This is a genomic window from Agaribacter flavus, assembly GCF_042646125.1.
Lineage (GTDB): Bacteria > Pseudomonadota > Gammaproteobacteria > Enterobacterales > Alteromonadaceae > Glaciecola > Glaciecola flavus.
In genome coordinates this window covers 272,769-298,581 of the sequence record NZ_JBHRSW010000029.1, presented here as the reverse complement: position 1 = coordinate 298,581, position 25,813 = coordinate 272,769, and the positions used below count along the sequence as shown (strand labels likewise).

26 protein-coding genes are annotated in these 25,813 nt (G+C 43.1%); 12 read left to right on the top strand and 14 right to left on the bottom strand.

Translation table 11 applies throughout. The features are described from left to right. Positions 1–191: 191 nt before the first annotated feature. The 3 genes from ACFOHL_RS14340 to ACFOHL_RS14330 form a co-directional block, all read right to left on the bottom strand. Positions 192–1,022 (bottom strand): hypothetical protein, encoded by an 831-nt coding sequence (locus ACFOHL_RS14340; RefSeq protein WP_376920921.1) that lies wholly within the window; start codon positions 1,020–1,022, stop codon positions 192–194. 344 nt (positions 1,023–1,366) lie between these two features. Next, complete coding sequence (locus ACFOHL_RS14335) at positions 1,367–2,458, bottom strand: IS91 family transposase (protein WP_376920920.1); 1,092 nt, start codon at positions 2,456–2,458, stop codon at positions 1,367–1,369. Positions 2,459–2,461: 3 nt separating this feature from the next. After that, on the bottom strand, positions 2,462–3,292 hold the full coding sequence (locus ACFOHL_RS14330; RefSeq protein ID WP_376920919.1) for a tyrosine-type recombinase/integrase: 831 nt from the start codon (positions 3,290–3,292) through the stop codon (positions 2,462–2,464). 356 nt (positions 3,293–3,648) lie between these two features. Here ACFOHL_RS14330 and ACFOHL_RS14325 point away from each other — a divergent pair, with 356 nt between their 5' ends. Beyond that, positions 3,649–3,942, top strand: a complete 294-nt coding sequence (locus ACFOHL_RS14325) for a site-specific integrase (protein ID WP_376920918.1) — start codon at positions 3,649–3,651, stop codon at positions 3,940–3,942. A gap of 41 nt (positions 3,943–3,983) precedes the next feature. Here the strand turns inward: ACFOHL_RS14325 and ACFOHL_RS14320 are convergent, their stop codons facing one another. Continuing rightward, positions 3,984–4,472, bottom strand: a complete 489-nt coding sequence (locus ACFOHL_RS14320; RefSeq protein WP_376920917.1) for a hypothetical protein — start codon at positions 4,470–4,472, stop codon at positions 3,984–3,986. A 437-nt stretch (positions 4,473–4,909) separates the two neighbouring features. Here ACFOHL_RS14320 and ACFOHL_RS14315 point away from each other — a divergent pair, with 437 nt between their 5' ends. Further along, on the top strand, positions 4,910–6,073 hold the full coding sequence (locus ACFOHL_RS14315) for a diguanylate cyclase (protein ID WP_376920916.1): 1,164 nt from the start codon (positions 4,910–4,912) through the stop codon (positions 6,071–6,073). Positions 6,074–6,075: 2 nt separating this feature from the next. On the opposite strand, the gene ACFOHL_RS14310 is transcribed toward ACFOHL_RS14315, so the two are convergent. Genes ACFOHL_RS14310 through ACFOHL_RS14295 form a run of 4 tightly spaced genes read right to left on the bottom strand, consistent with a single transcriptional unit; the run spans position 6,076 to position 9,674 of the window. After that, complete coding sequence (locus tag ACFOHL_RS14310; RefSeq protein ID WP_376920915.1) at positions 6,076–6,918, bottom strand: HugZ family pyridoxamine 5'-phosphate oxidase; 843 nt, start codon at positions 6,916–6,918, stop codon at positions 6,076–6,078. Positions 6,919–6,930: 12 nt separating this feature from the next. Beyond that, positions 6,931–7,692: an ATP-binding cassette domain-containing protein gene (locus tag ACFOHL_RS14305; protein WP_376920914.1), complete on the bottom strand. Its 762-nt coding sequence runs from the start codon at positions 7,690–7,692 to the stop codon at positions 6,931–6,933. Next, entirely contained in the window at positions 7,685–8,755 is a 1,071-nt protein-coding gene (locus tag ACFOHL_RS14300; protein WP_376920913.1) for a FecCD family ABC transporter permease, read from the bottom strand. Before ACFOHL_RS14300 ends, ACFOHL_RS14305 begins: the two co-directional genes overlap by 8 nt. Positions 8,756–8,759: 4 nt before the next feature. Then, entirely contained in the window at positions 8,760–9,674 is a 915-nt protein-coding gene (locus ACFOHL_RS14295; RefSeq protein WP_376920912.1) for a heme/hemin ABC transporter substrate-binding protein, read from the bottom strand. 94 nt (positions 9,675–9,768) lie between these two features. Between ACFOHL_RS14295 and ACFOHL_RS14290 the strand changes: the two genes are divergently transcribed. Then, the gene (locus tag ACFOHL_RS14290) at positions 9,769–12,027 is read left to right on the top strand and encodes a TonB-dependent hemoglobin/transferrin/lactoferrin family receptor (RefSeq protein WP_376920911.1); all 2,259 of its coding nucleotides are present in this window, start codon (positions 9,769–9,771) and stop codon (positions 12,025–12,027) included. A gap of 12 nt (positions 12,028–12,039) precedes the next feature. On the opposite strand, the gene ACFOHL_RS14285 is transcribed toward ACFOHL_RS14290, so the two are convergent. The 4 genes from ACFOHL_RS14285 to ACFOHL_RS14270 all read right to left on the bottom strand — a co-directional run bounded on the left by ACFOHL_RS14285 (position 12,040) and on the right by ACFOHL_RS14270 (position 14,936). Next, positions 12,040–12,468, bottom strand: a complete 429-nt coding sequence (locus tag ACFOHL_RS14285; RefSeq protein ID WP_376920910.1) for an ATP-dependent zinc protease family protein — start codon at positions 12,466–12,468, stop codon at positions 12,040–12,042. Positions 12,469–12,510: 42 nt separating this feature from the next. Then, a complete protein-coding gene (locus ACFOHL_RS14280; RefSeq protein ID WP_376920936.1) occupies positions 12,511–13,545 on the bottom strand; it encodes a succinylglutamate desuccinylase/aspartoacylase family protein in 1,035 nt (344 codons plus the stop codon). 77 nt (positions 13,546–13,622) lie between these two features. Beyond that, entirely contained in the window at positions 13,623–14,528 is a 906-nt protein-coding gene (gene rimK / locus ACFOHL_RS14275; RefSeq protein WP_376920909.1) for a 30S ribosomal protein S6--L-glutamate ligase, read from the bottom strand. A gap of 72 nt (positions 14,529–14,600) precedes the next feature. After that, on the bottom strand, positions 14,601–14,936 hold the full coding sequence (locus tag ACFOHL_RS14270) for a zinc ribbon domain-containing protein YjdM (protein WP_376920908.1): 336 nt from the start codon (positions 14,934–14,936) through the stop codon (positions 14,601–14,603). A gap of 149 nt (positions 14,937–15,085) precedes the next feature. Here ACFOHL_RS14270 and ACFOHL_RS14265 point away from each other — a divergent pair, with 149 nt between their 5' ends. Beyond that, positions 15,086–15,544 (top strand): methylglyoxal synthase, encoded by a 459-nt coding sequence (locus ACFOHL_RS14265; RefSeq protein ID WP_376920907.1) that lies wholly within the window; start codon positions 15,086–15,088, stop codon positions 15,542–15,544. A 7-nt stretch (positions 15,545–15,551) separates the two neighbouring features. On the opposite strand, the gene ACFOHL_RS14260 is transcribed toward ACFOHL_RS14265, so the two are convergent. Continuing rightward, positions 15,552–17,660 (bottom strand): carboxylesterase family protein, encoded by a 2,109-nt coding sequence (locus tag ACFOHL_RS14260; protein ID WP_376920906.1) that lies wholly within the window; start codon positions 17,658–17,660, stop codon positions 15,552–15,554. Positions 17,661–17,770: 110 nt separating this feature from the next. Here ACFOHL_RS14260 and ACFOHL_RS14255 point away from each other — a divergent pair, with 110 nt between their 5' ends. The 8 genes from ACFOHL_RS14255 to ACFOHL_RS14220 all read left to right on the top strand — a co-directional run bounded on the left by ACFOHL_RS14255 (position 17,771) and on the right by ACFOHL_RS14220 (position 25,004). Next, positions 17,771–18,655 carry a BadF/BadG/BcrA/BcrD ATPase family protein gene (locus ACFOHL_RS14255; protein WP_376920905.1) on the top strand — a complete coding sequence of 295 codons (885 nt, stop codon included), beginning with the start codon at positions 17,771–17,773 and terminating at the stop codon, positions 18,653–18,655. A 3-nt stretch (positions 18,656–18,658) separates the two neighbouring features. Beyond that, positions 18,659–19,162, top strand: coding sequence for a DUF1003 domain-containing protein (locus tag ACFOHL_RS14250; RefSeq protein WP_376920904.1), 504 nt, complete (start codon positions 18,659–18,661; stop codon positions 19,160–19,162). After that, positions 19,155–19,769, top strand: coding sequence for a mechanosensitive ion channel domain-containing protein (locus ACFOHL_RS14245; protein WP_376920903.1), 615 nt, complete (start codon positions 19,155–19,157; stop codon positions 19,767–19,769). Before ACFOHL_RS14250 ends, ACFOHL_RS14245 begins: the two co-directional genes overlap by 8 nt. 68 nt (positions 19,770–19,837) lie before the next feature. Next, positions 19,838–20,242, top strand: a complete 405-nt coding sequence (locus ACFOHL_RS14240) for a GFA family protein (RefSeq protein WP_376920902.1) — start codon at positions 19,838–19,840, stop codon at positions 20,240–20,242. Further along, on the top strand, positions 20,239–20,997 hold the full coding sequence (moeB, locus tag ACFOHL_RS14235; RefSeq protein WP_376920901.1) for a molybdopterin-synthase adenylyltransferase MoeB: 759 nt from the start codon (positions 20,239–20,241) through the stop codon (positions 20,995–20,997). The genes ACFOHL_RS14240 and moeB overlap by 4 nt, the downstream gene beginning before the upstream one ends. A 146-nt stretch (positions 20,998–21,143) precedes the next feature. After that, positions 21,144–22,250: a hypothetical protein gene (locus tag ACFOHL_RS14230; protein ID WP_376920900.1), complete on the top strand. Its 1,107-nt coding sequence runs from the start codon at positions 21,144–21,146 to the stop codon at positions 22,248–22,250. Between the two features lie 202 nt (positions 22,251–22,452). Beyond that, entirely contained in the window at positions 22,453–23,658 is a 1,206-nt protein-coding gene (locus ACFOHL_RS14225) for a pyridoxal-phosphate-dependent aminotransferase family protein (protein ID WP_376920899.1), read from the top strand. Between the two features lie 35 nt (positions 23,659–23,693). Continuing rightward, positions 23,694–25,004 (top strand): porin, encoded by a 1,311-nt coding sequence (locus tag ACFOHL_RS14220; RefSeq protein WP_376920898.1) that lies wholly within the window; start codon positions 23,694–23,696, stop codon positions 25,002–25,004. Here ACFOHL_RS14220 and ribA read toward each other — a convergent pair. After that, a complete protein-coding gene (gene ribA / locus ACFOHL_RS14215; protein ID WP_376920897.1) occupies positions 25,001–25,642 on the bottom strand; it encodes a GTP cyclohydrolase II in 642 nt (213 codons plus the stop codon). The two genes, ACFOHL_RS14220 and ribA, sit on opposite strands and share 4 nt — an antisense overlap. Positions 25,643–25,813 lie beyond the last annotated feature (171 nt).

The window sequence follows — 25,813 nt, the reverse complement described above, 5'->3', positions numbered from 1 at the left end:
CGTGTCATAAATGCTCAAACTTTTCTACTGTTCTTCGCTACAGAACGCCAATGCACAATCCTACTCTATAAACAAAAATTGTTCGTGCCCGTGGCCAAGAACGCTTTGCTAAGCGCGTTAATTTGAGCTGGCGCAATTTTTGCGCAAGCATAAAATTGTGGCAACTCAAATTAATCCGCTTGAGCAATTTGTTACATTTCGTTGATTGTGCGATGAATGCGCTCAGCTAGACGTTTAAATGCGTGATATTCTCGTTCTTCTTTACAAAAAGAAAGTATTTCATCCACTTCCTGAATTAAAATATGTAGTTCTTTTATATTTTTTTCAGAGTGTATTCCTTTCTTGAAACCCATATTTATCCTTGAAACTTGCTGACTTATACGCTCGTAATCAATTCTTGAAAAGTCTTTCATTTGGGGGGAACGCTTTGAGTTCATCATTGTGCTTTCTAACATTTTGCGCATTTCCCTCATTTCCGCTTGCAAAACGTCAATAGCTAAAAACTCTTTATTGTTTTCTAGATCAGGTAACTGAGCGGCATTATTTAACGCAAGAAGCTTCACAATAGAGTTTACATTGGAGGCATCTGACTCCGCGTTAGCTGTTGCGATAATGGCTTTTTCCAATTCCTGTTGAGTAGATAAAACATCGTGGTACTTCATGTCTTTGGAATAAGACAAGTAACGCAATGGCGCAATATCGAATATTTTTGGGGTTCCTTCTTCTTGAATTAGAACCACCGGTTTATCAAAAGCCTGCCTTATGCCAAGTTCAAAAAGTACATTAGGGTTTCTTGAACTTAAATCACAAATTGCTATTGGAGCTTCAATTAGCTTTTTTAAGATATCTAGGTGTATGAGATTTGTTTCCCTTACTTCGTCAGCTCTAATCGGGTTGTAGCCGGCATTCTCACATGATTTCTTTATTATATTTTCATAGACTTGTGTGAAATGACCTTCGTCATACCCCTCTGTGTCGGCAATCGGCATAATGATAAAACAGTCTTTATTTACCTTGCTCAATCTAATCTCCTTTTAGAAATGTAACGCTTTAGTATTCTTTTGCCATTTCGGCAAAAGAATTATTTGTTGAACTTAGCCCTACAGATGGTTGGATAAGGATATTGGCAAGGCTTATGCTATAGGAAATTGTTTTCTTGCAATTATTGGTAAGTGATTTCATCATCCCTATCTTTATTCAAATATTCCCTCAATAACCCTTTTTACATAGCTTCTTTTGTCTATTATTTTAATAATACGGCTAATATTATGCTTTTTGCAAGCCCAACTCACTTTTTGAGACAAGGCGATACCTCTCGCTCATGCAAGCCATTTATAATAATCAACGTTTTTCGCCTACAAGTTAATTAAGTAGTATTCACGAACGGCATTGTCCGTAGTGTCGGGAGCTCAATAGCAGACAGCATCAAGTGCCCCAACTTACATTCAGAACAAGGCCATGTACTGCCATTTGTTGCAGGCTCTTCTTGCTCCGCTTCCTTCGGTACAATTCCTTGTTGCTTTTGTATTGATGCGACTTTTTTCTGACGACAAGCATTGGCTAAAAAACCATAGTACCGTATTCGCATAAACCCTTTTGGCAGCACATGTAGTAAATATCGTCTTATAAATTCATGACTCTCTAAGGTCATTACTTTATGTTTGTTGTCTCGGTAATCCTTATATTTGAACCTTACTTTATCGTTCGAGTAAGACAACAATCTAGACTCCGCCATCATGCCTTTTCTGGTATAACGCGCCAGATAACGCAACACCACCTTTGTGCCATGCAAGCTCTGCTTGGCGTAAACGCACCACTTCTCAGGCAAGTGCAGCGTATTCAGGTCAATCCCTTTATCCATCAGTAACGCCATCATCTTACCTCTAAACACGGCAGACAAAGCCTTAACCGGATAAAGGTAACGTTTCTTATGTACACACCATCGTTGCTCTCGGTTAAGTACACCCGCAGGGACTAAACAATGCAAGTGAATATGTTGCCCCAAGTTTTGCCCCCAAGTGTGTAAAACACTTAACATACCCAACTTGCTATCTCGTCCATAGCGCTTAGCCGTAAATTTTTGCATCGTTTGCCATACCGACTTAAACAAACTGGCATACACCGCGTTCGGTTGATGTTGTGCAAGCACATTTAATTCGTGCGGCAGGGTAAACACCAAGTGGAAATAGTCACCTGTAACTACTTGCTTAGATTGTTTTTCCACCCACTCTTGCGTCACTTTTCCTTGGCAACGAGGACAGTGTCTATCACGACAACTACAGCCAATACGTATTTGTTTGGCGCAGTGATTACATTGCCAAATTTGATAGCCTAGTTTACCTGTACGACAAGCTAAAATACTCCGACATGCTCTATGTTGCTGCAAACTCATCCGATACGATTGCTGATATCCGTCCAATGCTTGGGTAAAAATATCGCTTAAATGCATTGTACCCATGACTTACTCTATCGATTGCAGTAAGTCTGCTCCACCATGGTGGAGCTCTGGTAACCAGTGCAAATAAGTTTGCGTGGTACGAATATCAGCATGCCCTAGTTGATGTTGCAATTGATGGATAGGCATGCCAGCTTCCAACTGGTGAGTTGCATAGGCATGCCTTAACTTATGGACGTTGCAACGCTTTGTTAATCCAGCGCTGCCAGCCACTTTTTTAAGCCCTTTCGAATAACTTGAACCCGCCATAGGGCGCGTCGCTAACCACAGTGAATAAAACATCCAATCCTTGGGACGATACTCTTGCCAATACACCCTAAGTTGATGCAGCACACTGTCCGGTATCACAACATATCGATGCTTGTTTCCCTTTCCATTCGCAATAAAGAGTGTTTTACGCTTTCCGTCAATGTCTTTAACTTTAACGTGCGTAAGTTCACCTAACCTTAGACCACAGCCATAACACAGCATGGTCATTGTTTTCATACGCAAATTTTGGCAATGACTAATTAACAGCGCTACTTCGCTTCGAGATAAATACTCTGGCGGCTGTTTTTTATGCTGAGGCCGAACGACATCTAGCGTCAAAGGCCGTTTAAGAATATGCTTGTAAAGAAATGCTAGGCTATTAATTTGCAGTGATACACTAGCGTAGGAAAGTCGTCGAATAGACGGTTGTGTAAAATAAGTATTTAATTCTTCGCAAGTCACTTCATCCAGCGAACGCCCAAAGAACTTCGTCATCTGCGTCAAATAACAACAGTAAGCTTGCCTCGTGTTGTCTGCATACCCGCGATATTGTATTTCAGTGATTACTTGATTGATTAGATTATTCATTTCTTACCTCCAGAATTATGGGAAAACCCCAAAGGTAAGTGTGGCTCAAATCTTAAATTCTACTTCTCCGCGGAGCGGCTTAGTTCAACAACTTATTATCTGCACGTCCGTATAAGTACGAACGTACAGTTACAAAATATGTAAACATAAGATATTGTGACGACAATTCGAGAAAAATGTCAACACAGCCGCCTATTTTAGTGCGCATAACGACTAAAAAATAATTATACCTAAAAGCCATAGCGTGAATTCTCGGTTTCCACATACTCATAAAAATCAATTTGTTATCATGCAAATTGCAGATAATTAAATTACAAACCGAGAATTGGAGCTAAAAAACATCTAAAGGAGGAGAAATGTCACAGTTTATTGAGTCCGTAAGACATAGATTACGTGCACTGCGTTACAGCTATAGAACAGAAAAATCGTACTTGCGTTGGGTGCGTGCCTATATCAGGTACCACAATTACCAACATCCGAATATGCTTGGCGAGGCTGATATTGATGCGTATTTAAGTTATTTAGCAAATACTAAAAACGTGAGTGCGTCTACACAAACACAAGCGCTTTGCGCGCTAGTTTTTCTGTATAAAAAATGTTTAGGGTATGAAGAGTTATCACTGCAATTTGGCTTTTCTAAAAAGCCTTAAAATTTACCTGTAGTGAAAAGTGCTGAGGAATAAATATTACACTAACTACTTTCTTTTAAACGATTCAATTTTTCGAAGAAATCTGCTGAAATTTTTGAAAGCTCCTTAGGTATTGATACGTCTTCGTTTAAATATGCTTCGATGTTGATTAAAGCCTTAAGGTTAGGTTCAGCTAATATGTAGTCAGCACTTTCAACTTGTATAGAAACAAAGATATTCATTAGTTTTTCGTCGATCAATGCTGCCGCACTCACCTGTTTTGTTTGATGAATGGCCTTTCTGAGCTCAATCAATTCTATCGCTAGATTGAGTTTGCTTATCGCTTCTTTTTCACTATTGAATTGCATCGCATAATGCGTCCAATCTGAAAGTCTCTTCAGTAAATACGCAGTTTCTTCAGACACCGTTAATTTCTTAATCAAGTCAGTAGACAGGCTTGGAGCTGGAGCGACCGGCGGCATGCGCAATACATCTTGCGCCGAGCATCGAAAGCCTACTGCTAGTAACAGTATAAAAATGATGGACTTCATTTTACCTCCTGATTTACTTTTGCTATCAAACCAGATTATTCGGAGCAATTCAAACCCGGCAGCCTTGAACTCCTTACCATTTATCTGAATCGCGATTTTGTGCTCACCAAAATAGTACGGGTCTAGAAGATGCGTAGCAGGGCTTGGATCCTGAACGAAAAATCGAAGCATATATGCACATACTCGCAACGGTTTTGAGACAAAAAGAGGGGGAACTTCCAAATACAACACCGCCTTACTATGCCTTTTTTTGGTGGCGAAAATCAGAATTGACAATCGATCAGGCCAAGAGTAGTGTTCAAGCTATCGGTAGCTTCACGGAAAGAAAATACTATTGAACACTCTGCAGTTAAATAGTGCATTCCCACTGTGTAGGCGGCGCTCATTGGCATACATATTTTTATTTTTCAGACAATTTATATTTCAGACAATAACAAATGAGTGAAAGGCACATATCTCTCAAATTTAATGCAGCGTTTATTGCTGTTGCATTACTCTGTCTGTTAGTGCTGTTTAACCTTAATCAAATGTTACATCACTATACAAAAAGTGGTGAGCTCATCAATATAAGTGGTCAACAACGAATGTTGTCACAGCGCAGTACTTTGCTAACCATTGAATATATAAGAAATAGTATTCCCGATACACGCGAACAGGCTATTCAAGCGCAAGAAAAAATGCTGCAAAACTTAGCGTTTTTGTTATCAGGAAACATTAGCGCACCGCCTAAATATTTAGTACTTTCAGATACCCTGCGCACATTTTATTATGACAAGCCACATGATGTAAAAAACCGTGTGCATTTCTTCATTGACACCCAAGTTGAGTTACTAAACAACGAGGCGCTGAGCAATGATCAAATCACAACCAAAGTGGATTTTATTCAAGCAGAAAAAGATGCGCTGTTAAACAGCCTTGATATGCTGGTTCAACAATATGAAAAAGAATCCGCTAAGACCTTTGCCAGTCTCTACAATCAACAACGAACCGTTATATTTATTCTTATCATCACCGTGTTGCTAGAAGGTTTTTTAATTTTTAGACCTGCTTTGCGTAAATACCAAAGCTTAAACCGTAAACTCAAAACAGACGCCTATCACGACACATTGACCAAATTGGCTAATAGGCACGGTTTGAATGAATTTGGTGAAGCACAGCTCAAACTTGTCAAAGAGGAAGACAAAGAATGCAGCGTGATCCTCTGCGATATCGACCGTTTTAAAGCCATTAACGACAAGTACGGTCATGTTGTAGGTGACAATACACTGGTGCAATTTTCCCAGATCGTAGTGGAAACAGTGCGACACATCGATTTTGTTGCTCGCTTTGGCGGAGAAGAATTTATCATTGTTCTACCCGATACAAATGTAAATGGTGCTAAAGCTGTCGCCGAGAAAATACGCAAGCATCTTCAACAAAAGATATTTTCGATTGATAAGACTACCATACAACTAACCGCTAGCTTTGGAGTGGCGCAGTTACAAGCTAGCGATGACGATTTTATGCACGCTATTACCTGTGCTGATAAAGCTTTGTATACCTCAAAACAATCAGGCCGAAACACGGTGTCTCCATACGTGCATAACTTGGGTTCGGCCTGAACTTACTTTATTAAATGGTTGATATTTCGACTCGATTTAGTCAAATCTACCATGGACATTCTTAAGTCGTAATTTGCGGTGATATGCTGTAAAAAAGGCACAAAATACACTTTATATTCCGAAAGCCCCTGACTATCATCTCTAGCAAGCATGAAATGAAATCCTTCGGCGTAGCAACTAAGCATTTTTACACAACTTTCGTGTAAATTAGCATCCATGTTTTGGTTTTTTTCGACAAAATACGACTTGGCAATATCAATAAGGGCATGTGCGTGGTCTTGTTCCATATGCGCGATAACTTCAGCACACTCTCTGCTTAACGAGATACAATCAGACCATTCTTCTTGAGAAAACCAAAAGATATCCCCAAAACCTCCGATGTAGCGCACACGCTCCAAATGTAATAGATAGAAACGAAAATCATGGGCATTTATGTAGGCTTTTGCTTGCGGGAATAAATTAAAATATTGCTGCTTCAATTCCTCACTCACGCCATCAGCTTGCGCATAGGCCATAACCGTCACCCTCGCATTTGCTTGGCTATCTGATGCTTTGCTGTCGAATACACAAACGCTGACTTTCTCTTGTGCCTTCATGTTCCTCGAATGTTGCGCTATATCTGAAGCATATATCACTAAATCGCCCGATTCGGTCATTAAAAACGGGATCACCGATCCAAAAGGAAAACCCTTCATCGACAAACTCGTGGTGGACAATACGCCGCTGTGTTGTTCACGCATCAGTCTTCGGGCAGCATGTATATGCTGTCGTTTTAGTGCACGGTTATTTTGAGTACTGTGTTCTTTGCTTGTACTGGCATTTTGTGGAATGGCCGTTGTGGTCATAGTTTTTCTCCATTATGAATACGATAATTGATAGGCATGCTGATAAATATGTCCCTGTGTATTGAAACAATGATTGATATTTTCCGCCGTAAACACATCCTCTGCTGTACCAAACGTTTGCAATGCGCCTGCGTTTATCATCACCAAATCATCAGCGAGCTTGGCAACAGCGTTGACGTCATGATCAATGATCAGTGCTGTCCCCCCAGCGTCTTTGAAACGTAAAATATGGCGATAAAGCTGTTGAGACTGATAAATGTCCAGGGCGCTGCTCGGTTCATCCAACATCAAACATTTTCCAGACATGTCCTTATTCTCGCTGAGTTGCAACCACGCGCGCGCAAACTCTACCAATTGGAACTCGCCACCAGATAACTGAGTAATACAGGTAAATAATTTGTGTTGAATACCTATATCATTTGCCACGTCAAAAATAAGCCGCTCACTGTGTTTTTCGCTTTCGGTATACGGCTCTCGTGCTAGTAGCAAATACTCATAGACAGGCATTGCAAACACCGGCCGGAAGCTTTGTGCAATATACGCGCGATGTCGACTTAAACTGTCTAGCGACCATTGCTGAATGGCTTTTCCCGCAAAGCTAATCGTGCCGCTATCTATGGCAATATCCCCCAACAGTGCTTTAAACAAGGTCGACTTACCCGCACCGTTTGCGCCAATGATTGCGGTGATCTTTTGAGGGCGAAAATACAGATCAAAATGCTGCAACAAGTGTTTGTCCCCACGTTGAATGTTTACCTGTAGTAGCTCATACATAGCCTTGCTTCCTTTTTTCCTGATAAATAAGCATGACAAAAAACGGTACACCGATAAGGGATGTCACCAGACCGACTGGCAGTTCTGAAGGGATCATGATGGTACGAGCAAGCATGTCAGCAAGCGCAACAAGCATTGCACCGCACATTGCCGTTAAAGGTAGTAGCACGCGCAGATGATTGGATGCCAACATCCGACAAATGTGAGGCACAACTAGGCCAACGAAACCCACAATACCCGTAAAGCTCACACATACGGCCACCACGCCTGCAACAATCACTAAGCAACGTGTTTTTACCTGCTCAGTATCCACACCTTGAAATCGCGCTTGTTTCTCGCCCACCGCCATGAGCATTAAGGCATTTTTTTCGCGCCAGAGCATAAGCAAGCCAATGCAAACAATGATGGCAGTAATCATCATGACAGTGGAAGACGTACCCGCATAGCTGCCCATGCTCCAAAAAGTAATTTGTCGCAAAGTACTGTCATCAACCAGAAAAGTGATTATGCCGAGTAGCGTCATCGCACCTGCATTAATCGCAACACCGACCAATATCAAAATTGAAGTATTCAATTGCCGACGCCGCCCCGCAATAGCAAAAAGCAAGAAAACACTGATCACCGCGCCTGAAAACGCCATTGTTGGAATGAAATACGGCAGAATATTCGACGGCACAAGTACCCAAGCGCTTAACAAAAAGCCCAAAGCAGCAAATAGGGCAGCAAAGGAAGACACCCCAATCAGCCCAGGATCAGCCAAGGGGTTTCTGAATATTGACTGCAAAACCAAACCGCTTACAGCAAGCCCAGCACCAGTCACCATGGTCATCAATACGCGCGGTAAGCGAATGTCGAAGATGATCGTACTTTGCAAACCTTGTTGCTGATTTAGTGAGCCGTCTATGCTGGTAAGTACGCTAAACAAATCAACTGGCACTGCCCCCGTATTAAGCGCAACAAAAAAAATCACCGGTAAAGCAACGAGGAAAATACCAAGCATCTGCTTGTGTTTTTGTTTACGGGCAAGCAAATGAAATTGAAAACTGCGCTCTGTGACCAACATCGACTTATTGACCCAATGAGGCTTGTTGTTGATTGCCTTCTAATTCTTGCTGCTTTTTAGCAACTTCGAGTACTTCTTGCATTGCCTGCGGCAAGCGTGGTGTCAAACCTAAGAACTTAAGGGGATCGACGATGTGCAGGTTACAACCGTATGCGTCTCGCAACAATCTTATCGCTGGTTTTTCACACAATTGCTCTGGGCGTAAACCGCGCGCTTGATGCGCGGGAACAAAAATCAGATCGGGTGCATACGCAAGCAGTGATTCGGGCGATACCGTTTTAAAACCTTGTAGCTGAGAGTACGGGTTGGTCATCCCAAGCGTTTTAAAAATGATGTTAGGTACTGTGTTTTTGCCTGCCGCCATCACACCCTGGTCTGATATCGACATCAAAAATACTGCCTTCTTGGGATTCCGCGTATCTACTTGTTTTCTAACTTTAGCAAAGTCCTGACGCAATGTGCGTATTAGCACCTCGGCTTGTTCAACTTTGTTGATCAAGCCTCCCAACATAGTGATTGCCTTGTACAAGCCGTCAATGTTTTTGGCAGTATCAATTAGCTCTAGCGTAACACCTAGGTTTTTTATTTGTTCTAAACTCGTTTTAGACCCCGCCTCTGCAAGACTTATTAAGTGTGTGGCACCCGTTGACGCCACGCCCTCCACACTCAATTGCCGGTAATACCCGACTTTAGGCAGTTGATTGACTGCCGCTGGATACAACGAGCTTGTATCTGTTGCCACAATGAGTGCTTGCGCGTCCAAGGCATACAATATTTCGGTGACGCTGCCTCCGGCACTCACAATTTTCATGCCTTTGTTTTCTCGACTTTCCTCAGCATATGGCACTTGAGAGTAAACATCCTTGTTCACCACGCTTAGAAATACGCCCAATAAAATCAGTCCAAATGAATATTTCATGACTTACTCTTTAAAACAGTTGTTGCAAACGATAATAATTATCATTAGCATTTAATGCAAATAAAAATTATTCCTATTTACAAAAATGAGAACTATGCAAACCTTAATCAAAACTTTACGCTTCACTGCAATCACAACATTGCTCGTTAACCACGCACTCAATCAGCAGCTACTTGCCGCTGAAGTAAATAACGCCGATGCTGACGAAACCATCACCGTTATTGGTACCAAAACTACTCGCGAAATTAACGAAGTGGCGGCGACCGTAACGCAAATTAGCCGCGAGCAAATTGACGCCATGGCCTCAACAAATATTCGCGACATGCTCCGCTATGAACCCGGTATCAGTGTTGAAGGTAATGGCAGATATGGGCTATCTGGTTTCAATATCCGAGGTATCAATGGCGATCGTGTGCTCATACTATTAGATGGTGTGCCTATCGCTGATGAGTTTTCCTTTGGGCCAAACTTATCCGCGCGCCGAGATTTTGTTGATATTGATTTAATCAGCCATGTGGATATCGTCAGAGGGCCTGCGTCAACACTTTACGGGAGTGACGCCATTGGCGGTGTGGTTGCGTTTAGCAGTAAATCACCAAAAGAAATACTTGGGGATGAGGAAAACAGTAAGATCCGTGTCAAGAATGGCTTTGATAGCCAATCCAACACCTTTTCTACTAACGTAATGTACGCAGGGCAGCACAAAAACTGGCAGTGGTTGCTGAATGCCGGTATGCGTGACGGCAACGAAACAGAAAGCCATTTCAAAACCAGCAAAGACGCTAATGGACAAGAACAAGTCGGTAGTGACAGAAACAGTAGCGACCCTCAAAAAAATAAGTCAAAGTCGGTATTGGCTAAACTTATCTACGAAAAAAAACCAGCGCATACTTACACGTTTACAGCAGACTACCAAGATCTCGACAGTAACACGCAATTGTTGAGTGAAGTTGGCTGTATTTCTCGTGGTATATTAACGTTAAACAGCACAGGTGATGATGAGCAAACCCGAAGCAGAGTAATGCTTGACTATTTATTTCAGCCCAAAGACTCACACCTCAAACGCCTGAAGGTGGATGTATTCTCTCAACAATCCGACACAATCCAAAACACCCATATACTGCGTAGTAATCCTCAAGGCGCTAGCCCCTCAATTACGGATAGGCAGAGAAATAGCGAATTTAAACAAGATGTTGTGGGTCTGCACGCGCAGTTTGATCACGCGTTTGACTTTTTGGGTGATCACTACTTAATTTACGGTATGAGCTGGCAACAAACGGACTCGTCCTCCATTCGAAACGGCAGTACTATCAATGTTGAAACGCAAGCGTCCGAACGAGAATTTTCGGTGTTCCCTGCCAGAGATTTCCCCCTATCTACACTCACCGAATCTGCTATTTTTATTCAAGATGAATATCAACTCTTAGATGGAAAAATACGCCTAAGCCCCGGACTACGTTTTGATAGTTACCGTTTAAAGCCGAGCAATGATGAGCTATTCACTCATGCAAACCCAGGCGTCGACATTGTCTCTTTTGACGAAGACGAACTCTCTGCTAAGTTTGGTGCGATTTATAAGCTAAACGACGCCTTATCGTTGTGGGCACAATACGCTGAAGGGTTTCGCATACCGCCCATGGACGATATCAATGTCGGCTTTACTAACTTTGCGGGCGGCTATACCTCCTTGGCTAACCCCAATTTACTGCCAGAGTCAGTGTCTAGTTCGGAGCTTGGCTTCCGCTCAACGTTTAAAGCCTTTGAGCTATCGCTAAGTGCTTACACCAACGACTACGAAAACTTTATTGAATCCCTTGCCGTTCGTGGATTTAATCCCGTGACAAATTTATTGGAATTTCAGGCACGTAACATCGACGATGTGCAAATTAAAGGTATTGATTTACAGGCGAGTTGGTATATTGGCGAATCGATTGCACCACTTCAAGACTGGGTGTTGCATTTTAGTACCTCAACACAATCCAGTGAAAATACAGAAACAGGCACTGAGTTGTCTACTGTGCTACCTAGTCAATCCGTTTTGGGTATTCGATACAGAGATTTAGACAGCGATTGGCATACAGAACTTGTTGTCACGCATACTGAACAAGCAGCAGAGCAGGAAAGTGACAGTCCTGATACAAGCTTGTTTCGCGCACCGTCCTATACAACAGTGGATGTCTTAGCCCACTATAAACTAAACGATACTATTCGAATAAACGCGGGGATTTACAACCTTACAGATAATAAATATTGGCTTGCTTCAGAAGTACTCGGCCGCGAAACGAGTGAAAATTTAAATCGATTTACGGCGCCGGGGCGAAACTTTTCTACTAATTTGATCGTGAGTTTTTAGCCCAATTATTGGCTAAGCGGTCGCAATAAAGCTTTCACTAGGATCAACCAAAAAGCCAGCTTGCATGGCTTCGCGTCCCAGCAACATAAGATGATTCATTGATGCTCGATTAGTTAAAGTCAACTCGATTTCCCAAGTTTTGCTGTCAAGCTTAGCGGTGGTTTTGATAACGTATCGCCGCTCTCGCTCACCGTTAGAGCTCTTTATCCAACGGGAATCATGCAATTGAGCCGAGCACTTTAATGTTTGTTCTACATCATGAAAGTCGGGGTGAAATTCAAAATCAATTTTGCCTCCGCGCTCATGCAAGTATATATGATCGACATGCAATGCCGATGTTTGTGCGCCGGTATCAATTCGCGTTGTTATGCCAAATAGACCTAGATCGGGTAAATCCACGCTCTCTAGTACGCCAATGATAGTTTTGTTTGATTGTGTCATCGTTTAACCACTTTTATCTTTTCATACCAAAAAGGATCATGTTTATTGATGCAGGGGATCTTGTTCATTGTCGATGTTTAACACCAGATCGTCTTGCATCAATTCAATATGATCAGCAACCTCGCTCGGTTCTTCAAACATGGCGATGTGATACATTGCATCTCCCTCTTGCACTAAGGGAATGTTTTGTTTGCCAATGATCACGCCACCAAATGGGGCTTTGAGTTTTTCGACAAACGCACCTGTTGGGCTGCATATTTCGGCTAAAATTTGCCCTTTTTTGACATGATCACCTAGCTTTTTTAAATCTCTGACGATGCCACTTGAGCTGGCTCTTAGCCATGAACTCTTGTTTGCCACAAATGGCTCAGACTTATGCACAGTCGGCGTTTTTCGGAGTTTTACCATGCCCAAGTGTGATAGCACATTGAGAATTCCTTTTATCCCTGCTCGAATTGAAAACTCGTCAAAACGCAGGGCTTGACCAGCTTCATAAAGCAAGACCTTTACACCATGATCAGACGCACTCTCTCGAAGTGAACCATCACGAATATCTGCATTAAGCATAACCGGCACACCAAAGGCAGTTGCAAGCGCTTTGGTCTCGTCATCATTCAAATTTGCACGTATTTGCGGTAAGTTACTACGGTGTATCGCACCTGTGTGCAAATCTATGCCGTAGTCGCATTTTTTGACTATCTCATGTAAAAATAGGTGTGCTAAACGCCCGGCTAAAGAGCCTTTCGGTGAGCCGGGAAAACTGCGGTTAAGGTCTCTGCGATCCGGCATGTACCGACTTTGGTTTAGCATGCCATATACATTAACAATCGGCACTGCGACGATGGTACCTGCGGTTAACCGGTATGATTTCATCGCCAATAATCGGCGAATGATTTCGATCCCGTTTAACTCATCACCATGTATTGCTGCGCTCAAAAAAACGGTGGGACCGGGCTTTTTCGCTCTAATGACTTCTACAGGCACAGACATTTCAGTATCGGTGTACAATCGTGCCACTGGCAGTTCAAGTTTCACTCGCATGCCAAGTTTAACTTCGCAATCCCCAATTGTTAACATATCTGAATCTGACACAAGTGTTCCCGTCTACTTTCTACTTTTATCAAGCCCATCAAACTATCAAAAAACAAGGGTAACTAACCTTTACCTCTAGTTTTAGTTTTAAAGGGCTTTGCATTCTTTTCAATAAACTCAATGATCATACCTGCAACATCTTTGTGCGTAGATGACTCAATGCCTTCCAAGCCAGGAGAAGAATTGACCTCCATTACCACCGGACCATGATTAGAACGCAACAAATCGACACCACAAACATTTAGCCCCATCACTTTTGCCGCATTACTGGCAGCCGCGCGTTCCGCCGCCGATATTTTGGTTAAGGTCGCCGTGCCACCTCGATGTAAGTTGGAACGAAATTCACCATCTGCCCCCTGTCGTTTCATCGCCGCGACAACTTTTCCACCAATGACAAAACAGCGAATATCTGAGCCACCAGCTTCCTTAATGAACTCTTGCACTAAAATATTAGCGTGGATGCCCATGAACGCCTCAATGATGCTCTCGGCAGTTTTATTGGTTTCCGCCAATACAACACCGATACCCTGTGTACCCTCAAGCAATTTAATAACGACAGGTGCGCCGCCCACGTTTTTGATTAAGTCTTTGATATTATCCGGACTATGGGCAAATCCGGTACGAGGTAAGCCAACGCCTTTTCTGGAAAGCAACTGCATAGAGCGTAGTTTGTCCCTAGAGCGACTAATAGCAACCGATTCATTCACGCTAAACGAACCCATCATTTCAAACTGCCTGACTACAGCCGTACCATAAAAGGTAATGCTGGCACCTATACGGGGAATCACAGCATCATAGGTAGGCAGCTCGGTTCCCTTAAATCTGACCGTTGGGCGCGAGCTAGTGATATCCATGTAGCAATGCAAGGTATCAATGACATCTACTTCATGTCCACGCTGACGCCCAGCTTCAACGAGCCGTTTGGTGGAATATAGATTTTGATTCCTTGAGAGAATGGCTATTTTCAAAGGACGTCCCCTATTTGTTTATCGCCGACATATAATCATGTTTTTGTCGCCGAGTAAAAGTAATTGTGTACCTTAAGCTTTTTTAACAAATTGCGCAGTAATCATCATCTCGCCGGCTTTGTCTACTTTGCAATCGAGTTGGTGATCTTTAGCATCCACTATACGCCTGACCAAGGCTTTGGTACCAATTTTTAAGACCATAGAACTGCCCTTAACTTTTAGATCCTTAACAAAGGTAACCCGATCACCTGCCGACAAAATTGCTCCATTGGCATCTTTGACAATAACAGACTCTTCTTCTGCAAGTTCACTGGGGTTCCATTCGTGGGCGCATTCGGGGCAAATTAATAGGCCTTGATCTTGATACACATATTCTGACTGACAATTTGGGCAAGGAGGTAATGACATAAATTAACACTTTTTTAGAGGATTGAATGTGCAAAATAGCACGGCAAAAAACCTGCGCAAGTATAGGCAAGCAAAGCCGGTATAGCAATTGAAATACAAATGTAAACAAGGCAAGATGGCTCGCAATGTAAACAAACCAAACGCTATCAATGAAACTCACCGAAACACTTGCACCAACACAAAAACGCATTGCACTGGTTGCTCACGACAATATGAAAGAAACCTTGGCTAGCTGGTGTCAAAAGCACAAATCTGTGCTTGAAAACCAGTGTTTATTTGCAACCGGCACCACAGGACAACGAGTGAAAGTGGCGACGGGATTAGAAGTTATACCTTTATTAAGTGGGCCAATGGGTGGCGACCAGCAAATCGGTGCCAAAATCGCTGAGCAATCTTTAGATATTCTGATTTTCTTTTGGGATCCCTTAGAATCGATGCCTCATGATCCGGATGTAAAAGCCCTGCTTCGGATTGCCGCAGTATGGAATATTGCCGTAGCCTGTAACCCAACAAGCGCAGATTACCTAATCAGCTCGCCGCTGATAAATACCGAATACGCATACCGCGTACCTGATTACTCAGCATACGCTGCAGGCCGAAGCGAGTAAGCTATTGCTATTGGTAACCTACGATAAGGTATTCGCTAGCGCGGTTTGTCATGTTTGCGGGCGCTCTCAACATTAAGTAACGTGATTTGGCTTTGATTGGTGCATCTTGACTATCAACGTCCTTTACCCATTGCCTTTCATTTTTGTTTGCAAGATTTTGTGCTGAATTAAAGTTAATCGATGATTCAGTGATGCCGTCATTCAGCGTGTCAATATCGTCGTCCCACCACACTTCGCTGTATGGCGTATGCTCTCCTCCGCTCCATGGTCGATATTGTGTAAAGGTTTGTACAATAGATACCGATTCCCAATTTTCGCCGAAATCAATATATCCCACGCGCTCACTGTAATACGGTGCTTGTTGACCACCATCAACATCACTTAACTGCCCGTCTTGCAAAGTAGGTTGTGCGTCAAATGCATGCTGCATCGGGAAGTAACTGCCACCTGCAGCCCTGCCTGAATCATGTGGCTGGATGACGTCTAATTCTGGCTTACTAGGATCCTCTGGCGGCGATTCCCCATCATCAGTCACATCCCAACCAACAAAGGCATACTCCAGTGCGCGGTTTGTCATGTGCTCAGGCGCTTGTACCAGTAAATAACGCGCTTGCGGACTGATAGGTGCCGCAACAAAGTGCCCATCTCGTACCCATTGCAAATCTTCCATGGCCTGCAAATTTCTCGCACTATTAAAATTCAAATCCAGTTCAATAAGGCCACTGTCATTCACTGCATCGATATCATCGTCCCACCACAATGACTGATACGGTGTTTGATTGCCACCACTCCACGCTCTATACAAAGTCCAAGTTTGGGTAATCCGAATGTTGTACCATTGCTCACCAAAGTCCACGTATCCCAGTCGATTGGCATAATAAGGCGCACGTGATCCCCCCAACACATATTCGGGCGTATCGTTGTTCATGAATGAGGGCTGCGAATCAAACGCCATTTCCAAGGGGAAATATGTGCCCCCACTAATTTTTCCTGCACTCTGTACTTGAATAATTCGCTCAATCCCCGGATCCGATGGCGCTTCATCTGGTACCACTTCAATAGATAGCACGTCCTCTTTAACATTACCGTCATAATCAGTCGCAGTAATAACAAACTCATAAGTACCTAGCAACAAAGTCGTATCAATTGAATAGGCAGCGGAATATGCGCCTTCGCTAACCTTTTCAAGTACTAATATGTCGTCTGCGATACCACTCAGGGCACTGACACTCACGTGCACTGATTCAATACCGATTACGCTACCTTGGTTGTCACTGACTTCTGCGCTGAATTGAATAGATGGATGTTCGGGCGTGATGCTCTCAGGGTTGACTTGTGTATTACTGATTGATATCCCCGAACCAGCATTAGAGAAAGAAAGTAACCAATCCCACAGTTGTATGTCTTTAAACACCCTTGTCCAAGCATTGTGTCCACCCGACTCCCGCAGATCATATACAACATTAGTGGCACCGGCTTGAATCAGCTTATTGTAGTAACCCTGAGAACTCTTGTAAGAAATCGTACCATCGTCTTTGTTGTGACTAAGCACAACAGGGATGTTACTTTGAGCAAGACCTGCAATGTTATCTCCACCAGCATACCCAGCAGCAGATACCAAGCCCGCAATCGTATCGGCATGACGCTCAGCATAAAGTCTGGCTCCCTTTCCTCCTTGAGATAGACCAGCCACAAACTCTCTCGTCGTATCGATACGATTGTTTGCTCGCACATGTGCCATTATTTCTTCCAAATAGGGCGCTTGCGAGAGAGAATCCATTGACCATCGCGCTAGTGGCGAAACAATGATAAAGGGGAAATTCCAATCCTTTTCGACTAGTCCCGGTAAAAATCCTCCCTTAGATTTTAATATGCTAGGGCTAGTTCCGTTTTCACCTGCACCATGCAAAAACAACACGACAGGAAAGTCTTGATCTATTTTAGTTTCATAGTCTTCTGGGTAATAAATTAGATAGCCAGGCGATACCACGCGATGAGGTTCACCCGAAACATGTGTTGATAGCAGCACTTCAAACTGTCGCTCTTTCGGTGTCGTGGCATAAATATTCGAAATCGTGAACATGAGAGCTAGGCAAGTAATTATTCGAGTAAGCATAATGATTCCTTTTGTTGTGATTGAAACAACTTACTGGAGTTTACAGCTAAGCTGTGACATGTTTGCGTGTATAAAACAATTTATGCGTATATAAATTTGAAAGTGAGCAAATGAACGAAACTCAAAACAATCAGAAGTGTTTTTATTTAGGCATTGATGGAGGCGGTACCAAAACTAAAGCACGCTTGGAAGATGCCGATGGCACATTGTTGGGTGAAGGCTTGGCCGGCCCCTCTAATCTGGTTCGCGGCACGGCACAAGCAGTCGATGCATTTTTAACGGCAAGCAATATGGCCTTTAAAGAAGCAGGCCTTGACAGCTCGCAGCAGCTTAACACAAGTGTGTGTATTGGTGTTGCAGGTGCAACAGTCGAGCCTTACCTATCCGAGTTGAAGCAGTGGTCGTCACCTTTTCAAGCCTTGAAAATAACAACAGATCTACACATTGCGCTAGCTGGTGCACATAAAGGAAAAGATGGAGCCACAATTATCATGGGAACCGGTTTTTGCGCGGGTATTCAATACACTGGGCAATATCAAGAAATCGGCGGGCATGGCTTACTATTAGGTGATGGTGGTAGCGGCGCCATGCTAGGCTTAAAGTCGATTAGACTTTGTTTAGAAGCCTTGGACGGCGTGATTGCGCACACTACGTTTACACGTCATTTGCTGACAAAGCTAAATGTAGAGGACGCCCACGCACTTGTTACCGCAACGATTAACCAGCCTCCTGCGTTTTTTGCCACGCTTGCGCCCGATGTCTTTGCATTTGCCAGTCAACAAGATCCCCTAGCATTGTCAGTGGTAAATGACATAGCAAGATTCACAGAACGATATATTGTTCGCTTGCAAGCAATCAAACCCGTGCCTTTGAGCTTAATTGGCGGCATTTCACGCCATATTTTTCCTTATTTGGCGAGCGAATTTCAAGTAATATGTAAGCCACCTCAATTGACGCCCGATCAGGGTGCGGTAATACTGGCGCGAGAAATGTAAGCTATGAAAAAATATTTTGAAAATTTAGCAAAAAGCTTGTTTCGTTCAAAGTTTGTCGATCTTGATGAAACAGAACAACATGTGATCGAGTGTATCGCTAATCAAGCACCCATCGCGACCAATTTAAACGAGTCTTTTAAAGAGCAACTCAGCTTTGGTCAACGCATGGCTGACAAAGTCGCTGAATTCGGCGGCTCTTGGACTTTCATCATTATATTTGTTTGCATAATGGCTTCGTGGATGGCCGTCAATGTATACTTTTTAGCTGCTGAGGCATTTGACCCCTATCCCTTTATTCTTCTAAATCTGATGCTCTCAACCCTTGCAGCGCTTCAAGCCCCGATTATCATGATGTCCCAAAATCGTCAGGCAGAAAAAGACAGAATGGCCGCTGCCTTAAATTACGAAGTAAGTTTAAAAACTGACCTTGAAATTTTGCGACTGCATCAAAAGCTTGATGCCTTAATTGCACAACAAGGTAGCCGAGAGCCAGTAGCCCATGACTAAGCATGCATGGTTACAAGCCATACTCGATTGGACATCGGCATATGCATTAAATTTAGGTCTCAGTCTTTTTGCTGTTATCGTTTATGTGGTTATTGTCAGACTCGCGCTACCAAAAATCGAAAAAAGCGTAGGTAAAAGCAAATTAAAAGAAGGCGCGGTGCTGAAAGCCTACCATATTGTGCGAGCGGTAAGCGCAACAATCACATTGGCAGCTATTTTAGTCGTGTGGGGTATAGACTTCAGTGGTTTACTTGTTTTATCCACTTCAATCATTACCCTAACCGGTGTTGCACTATTTGCAAGCTGGTCGCTTCTTAGTAATATCACTGCCTACTTTTTGCTGCTATTTCATGATTCGTTTAGACGAGGTAACTTTGTTAGAGTCATTGATGCAGACAATTATATTGAAGGATATATATCAGAGGTAAACTTATTCAATACCAAAATCCTCACCGAAGACAGAGAAGTGATCGTTTATCCAAACAATTTAATTCTCACACGGCCAACCATTGTCAATCCGCGGGTAAAATGGCAAACAATGGGCAAAATCATGGACAAATCAAATAGTGTTGAAAAAGCAGCTCAACTCCCAAACAATCAGGACTAGAATCATTGGCTTTTTTAGAGACTGTACTAAGAGAGTATAGCCAATAATTTATTGATCAGAGGACAAAGATGGATAAAGTAAAAGGCAGTTGCCTGTGTGGAGCGGTAAAATTTACTTGCGACAACGACTTTCAACAATTTCACTTTTGCCATTGCACACAATGTCAAAAAACAACTGGATCAGCTCACGTATCGAATCTATTTACTCGCGTTGAGAATATTGAGTGGGAATCAGGACAAGAACAAGTAAAGCGTTATGATGTTCCCGGACGTTCACTGACTAGTGCGTTTTTTACCACTTGTGGCTCACCCGTGCCTTATGTCTCTGGTTCAGGCAAAGCATTAGTCGTCCCTGCTGGAAGTCTAGACTCTGCACCGAGTATGGCACCTCAAGACAATATTTTTTGGGCAGAACGCGCTAAGTGGTATGAGGATGGCTTACTGAGCACCAAGTTTTCAGGCATTCCTGAATGACCAAAACCATTAGCACTAAACAAGCCCTGCGCTACAGTCGACATATTCTGTTATCGGGGTTTGACCTAACCAAACAAGAAACACTTATGTCTGCTAATATAGCGATTATTGGTGTTGGCGGTTTGGGTTGTGCGGCAGCGCAATATTTGGTGGCGTCGGGTATTGGCAAGCTGACTATCGTTGATGACGATGTTGTCGAATTTACCAATTTGCAGCGACAAGTCCTACACACAGAAGCGACCCTCGGTCAAAAAAAGGTCATATCGGCAAAAGCCACACTAACTAATATTAATAGTGAAGTTAAGATTACCAGCATCGACAAGCGCCTCAATGATGGAGAAATTACAGCCCTCGCAGCAAGTCACGATCTTGTCATTGATTGCTCGGACAATCTTTCTACACGAAACCAAATCAACGCAAGTTGTTACCATAGCCAAACACCCTTGGTATCCGGCGCCGCGATCCGCATGGAAGGGCAGGTTTTTTGTGTTATCCCCGCCGAACAATCGGCGTGTTATGGCTGTATTAGCCAATATTTTGGTGAACAAAACCTGAGTTGTGTAGAGTCAGGTGTCATGTCGCCACTCGTCGGTATTATTGGCGCAACACAGGCTATTGAAGCAATTAAAATAATTACTCACTACGGCAAACCAGCAGTCAATAAGCTTTGTCTCTACGACGCTATGTCAGCAACTTGGCAAACATTTGATGTACAGCGTTCTAGTAGTTGTGAGGTTTGTGGCTTAGGTGCATAAGTTGTATTAGCGCTTAAAAGCACATAGGATGCTGGAAGGTTTTTTTAGTTATGCGCCCTTGACGGATTAATACTTACTAGGGAAACAATAAGCTTTGCATAAATTATTTAGGTTATTACTTTGAGTTTGAGGAATATTTACCACCTATGAGTCGTCGTCCACTAATCAAACACATCCGTGATCACGATGCACTTTTTACCGAGTTAGCCCTGCTAAGGAACAAGTTTGCCGAGCATATTGGACTCACTCATTACGAATACCACAAAGTCCCTAAATTCATTACGCCTGACGGAAGGCGCCTGAGTATCGAACCAGAGCGTAGTATTATTGTTCCCAATTATAGAGATTTTAAAGGAATAAAAAGCTTACTAGAAAACAGTATCGAAGGCTTTTATATCATAAAAGATAGTGAAATTGGTTTTCGTTACCCAACAGCCGCTATTGCCGGTTTGGATGCGCCGTATATTAAACGCTTTCGATCTGAGTTTTTTCACCGAGTAGACGAAAATCGGAATATCTGTCGACCTCTAAACCTGTCGGTGGGGATCAAAAGTCGCGGTAAAGCAGACAAACGTGAAGAATACGAAGTGTGGGTGCCGGATGAATACCTTGAACAAGACCCAACGCCACTATTTATCGACAAATACGGTGAAGATCTTCCTGATGAAATAAGAGATTTTGCCAGCACACAAAATTATGTACATGGTTGGATGGGAGTAAAACGCGCTGCGTTTGAAGCGATTTACCAAAACCCTCAACACCTTGGCGAGCTTGCCATCGTACTCGGTTTATCCGTCGACGCTTATAACATAGGGGCGAAGCCAGATTTGTCGTACTCGCCTTTAGTGGACAGCTCAATTGCTGTTGGTAATGCCGAATTCGAATGGGAAGTGATGGGCTTTTATTCACCCAAAGGACAGCACGCCGACCATGACCAAATTTGGGAAGCAATTAGCTACGCAATTGAAGCTGTCGATACCCCCCTAAGAAACAACTACAACAACTTGTTAGCAATACAAGAGAGCAAAACAGAGCGCATTTTGTCTACCATAAAATCGCTCGGTATCGTTGAGCAAGATATTGTCGAACTCGCCCTCCAGCCATGGGAGTTTTTGCAAACCGAAAGTGCTAATCGACGCAAGCCTCAAGATCCCAGTCGCACCGTAAACCTGCTCGGACGCCTAAATCGTTTGTTCTATCAAGCAGATCATCATCTACCTTCGCTAAAAGAGATACATGATTTGATTGTGTAAATAACGAGTTATTTCAAGCTTGAGTAGCGCAGAGATGGGGATTTAGGGTGTGGCTGGACGGACTTGCTTATCCCGAGCTAAGGTTAACTATAAAGAGTAAAACTATTCTAGTTCTTTCCCTCCCTTCGCTGTAGTTGCTTTTCAACAGTCATGCCGTATCATGACAAGCCCTAAATAACCTACACACTGCACGGAACACAGCTTGCCAATTCACGCGCCCACCGATTTATTATCACTTGACAGCATCTTACCTGACGAACCTTTGCTTATGATGGGAGCAGGACCAGTGCCGATTCCGGCTAGGGTCGCCGCTGCCAACGGCATTGTCATCAATCATTTGGGCGACACCATGGCGCAAATTATCGAGCAGGTTAAGCAAATGTCGCGCTATGTGTTTCAAACAGAAACTGGGCATATTTTGGGTGTGGCAGGACCGGGGTCTGCGGCAATGGAAATGGCTATCACCAACTTGGTCGTGCCAAACAGTAAAGTACTAAGTATCTGCAACGGCTTTTTTAGTCGTCGTCTTGCCGAAATGGCCGAGCGCGTTGAGGGAGATGTCGAACGCTTAATTGTACCAGAGGGAGAAAGTGCCTCTCCCGCTTTGGTTGAAGAGCATATCATTAAGCACCAGCCACAAGTGTTGACCATTGTGCAAGGCGAAACATCCAGTACGGTTTGTAATTATGCCCTTGCCGAAATTGCAGCTATCGCTAAAAAACACCATTGTTTGGTCATTGTTGATGCGGTTTGTACTTTGAGCACCATGCCTTTTGAAATGGACAACTGGGGCATCGACGCGGTGATTACCGGCGGGCAAAAAGGCTTGTCATGTATTCCTGGCGTTTCACTCATTGGTTTTTCTAAACAAGCTTGGGATCATATTCAAAGCCGTCAAGACCAATTAAAACACTGGTGTTTAGATGCTAAATTGGCTGATCAATTTTGGTATAAAAAATCCTATCATTATACCGCGCCGGTATCAGGTATCTTAGCTATTCATGAAGCACTGCGTCTCGTTTGCAACGAAACATTAGAAACTCGATGTGATAGACATTTTCGAAGTTCTCAGGCATTGCAAGCGGGTATTGAAGCAATGGGTTTACAATTACATGTAAAACCTGAATCAAGGCTCAATTCGGTTGTCGGGATTAAAGTACCTCAAGGCCTTGAAGCCGGTGATCTGTTGCGCACCTTATCCAGTCGCTACAGAGTAGAAATTTCAGGCGCTTTTGGTGCCAATATTGTCAGGATAGGGCAAATGGGCGAGCAATGTAGAGCGCACAACTTGTTTCGCACGCTTCATGCCTTTGGCGCAAGCTGCAATTTACTCGGCCAGAAATTGGATCTACCCGCAGGTATGGCGGCACTCGAAGGCATATTAGACAAACACGCCGTTGTCGATTAGTTACGACGCAATTTTTATGGAGAAGTTTTTACCCAATGAAGGTGAACGCATTACTTATATTCTTGCTCTCGGCTATTTGTTTTAGCACACAAGCAAACGACGAATTACAAGCTTTAAAAGCCGAATTGGCCTTGTTAAAAAAGAAAATTGAAGCGCTAGAAGCGCTCCAAGAAGAAGCCGAACAAGCAAAAAAAAGCGAGCCTGAGCTTGTTAATACCCAACAACACACTAGTAAGCGTGACGAAAACGGTATTAAAATTGGTGGCGCTTTCCGGTATCAGTACACGTACAGCGATTTTGACCAAGATAATCAGGATCGCGCTGGCGACCTCGACTTCAACCTGTTCAGGCTCGATTTTAAAGGCAAAATTGACGACTTTTCCTTGTCAGCACAATATCGTTGGTACGACTATATGAATGTGGTACACCACGCATGGATTGCTTATGATTTTAATGAACGTAACCAATTAAAATTTGGGATTCAAGAAGTCCCTTTTGGCAATTTTCCCAAAAGTGCCAACAGTTTTTTTTACTCAACCGCATACTTTGTTGGTATTCAAGCAGACTTTGATACTGGCTTAAATTGGACATGGCAAGACAAAGGCTATCGACTTGACCTAGGCTTTTTCCCCAATGACGAACTCGGAGGAGTAGACGGTTGGGTTGACGATCGCAAAGACCGATATTCATTTGATGTCTTGGGTTTACGTCTGAGTGGAGAAGGTATTTTTTCTGAACCAGAAGCACAATTGGGCGAGAGCAATACATTTAACCTAAGACTATCGAAACAATTTGATTTAGCGGAACGTATGAATATAGAGCCTGGCGTTTCATTCCAAAAAGGCCACTTATCCCAAAATGGTCGTTGGCGCGATATATCAGGTTTAGGGCATAAACAAAATCAAGTGGGCAATCATGCCTCCTATGCTGCTCATGTCAATTTTGACTACCACAACTTGAATGCACAATTTCAGTATGCGAGGTACAAATACGAGGTCGATGGAATAAACGCTGAACAGTTTGCAGTCGGGTCGTTCAATTTTTATGGCACCATTCCAGCCTCTGCTAACGCATGGTTACTCAACCTTTCTTGGGAAAAACCGGTCAACTGGGGCGCGATAACAAAAATTCGACTGTTTAACGATTATTCTCAGTTAACAAACAAGTCTGGAAATTTTGACAAAACTTGGATGAACTCTACAGGCGTAATCGTATCTGCAGGGCCTTTGTACACTTACATAGAATATTATAAGGCCAAAAACCAGCCCTTTATTGGGGGCAATTTAGTCGGAAACGACGAGATCGCAAAAGGCCGGCTGAATATGAACATTGGCTACTATTTTTAAACCAATTTATCTAAATTGAATTTATGCCCTAACTTGTTGGTTTTGGTTTGCAAATAGGCTTTGTTGTATTCAGTAACACCGTGATCGATGGCTTTCCTTTTGACTACCTTAATACCCAAGTCTGTTAGTGCACGTAACTTTTTAGGATTATTGGTCATCAACTCTACCTCAGTAACATTTAGTGTATCGAGCATAGACTTACAAATATGGTAATCGCGCAAATCTGCGTCAAAGCCGAGGTGTTCATTGGCCTCTACGGTATCCAATCCCATGTCTTGTAGGCGATAAGCTTTGATCTTATTAAGCAAGCCGATACCCCGCCCTTCTTGACGTAAATACAAGATAAGCCCAAAGCCATGCTCAACAATGTTCTGCATGGCTTTTTCTAACTGAAAACCACAATCACATTTGATACTGAACAGACTATCGCCTGTTAGGCACTCGGAATGAATACGAATAGGCACGGTATCACTCGCTTGCCAACTGCCATGGCTCAAGGCAATGTGTTCTTGTTTTTCAGTGTTGTCCCAAAAACCATGAATGTTAAATAGACCAAAACGTGTGGGCAGTTTTGCCGAGCTGATGTATTCATACCTAGGTTTCATTTGCTTGACTGTTTGTTTTGTCGCCTTCACCATGGCGCTCCATGTAAGAGATGTTTGGAAAATTACGGTAGAAATACCAGAAAGTTGCAGCACACACGAAAAAAACGAAAAATTAATGACAGCGCTTCGGCAGCGCCTCATCAATGAACAGGGTTTGCAAAAAATAAAGCCTCAAAGGCAAGGATGCCTTTGTGGAGCGCCCAT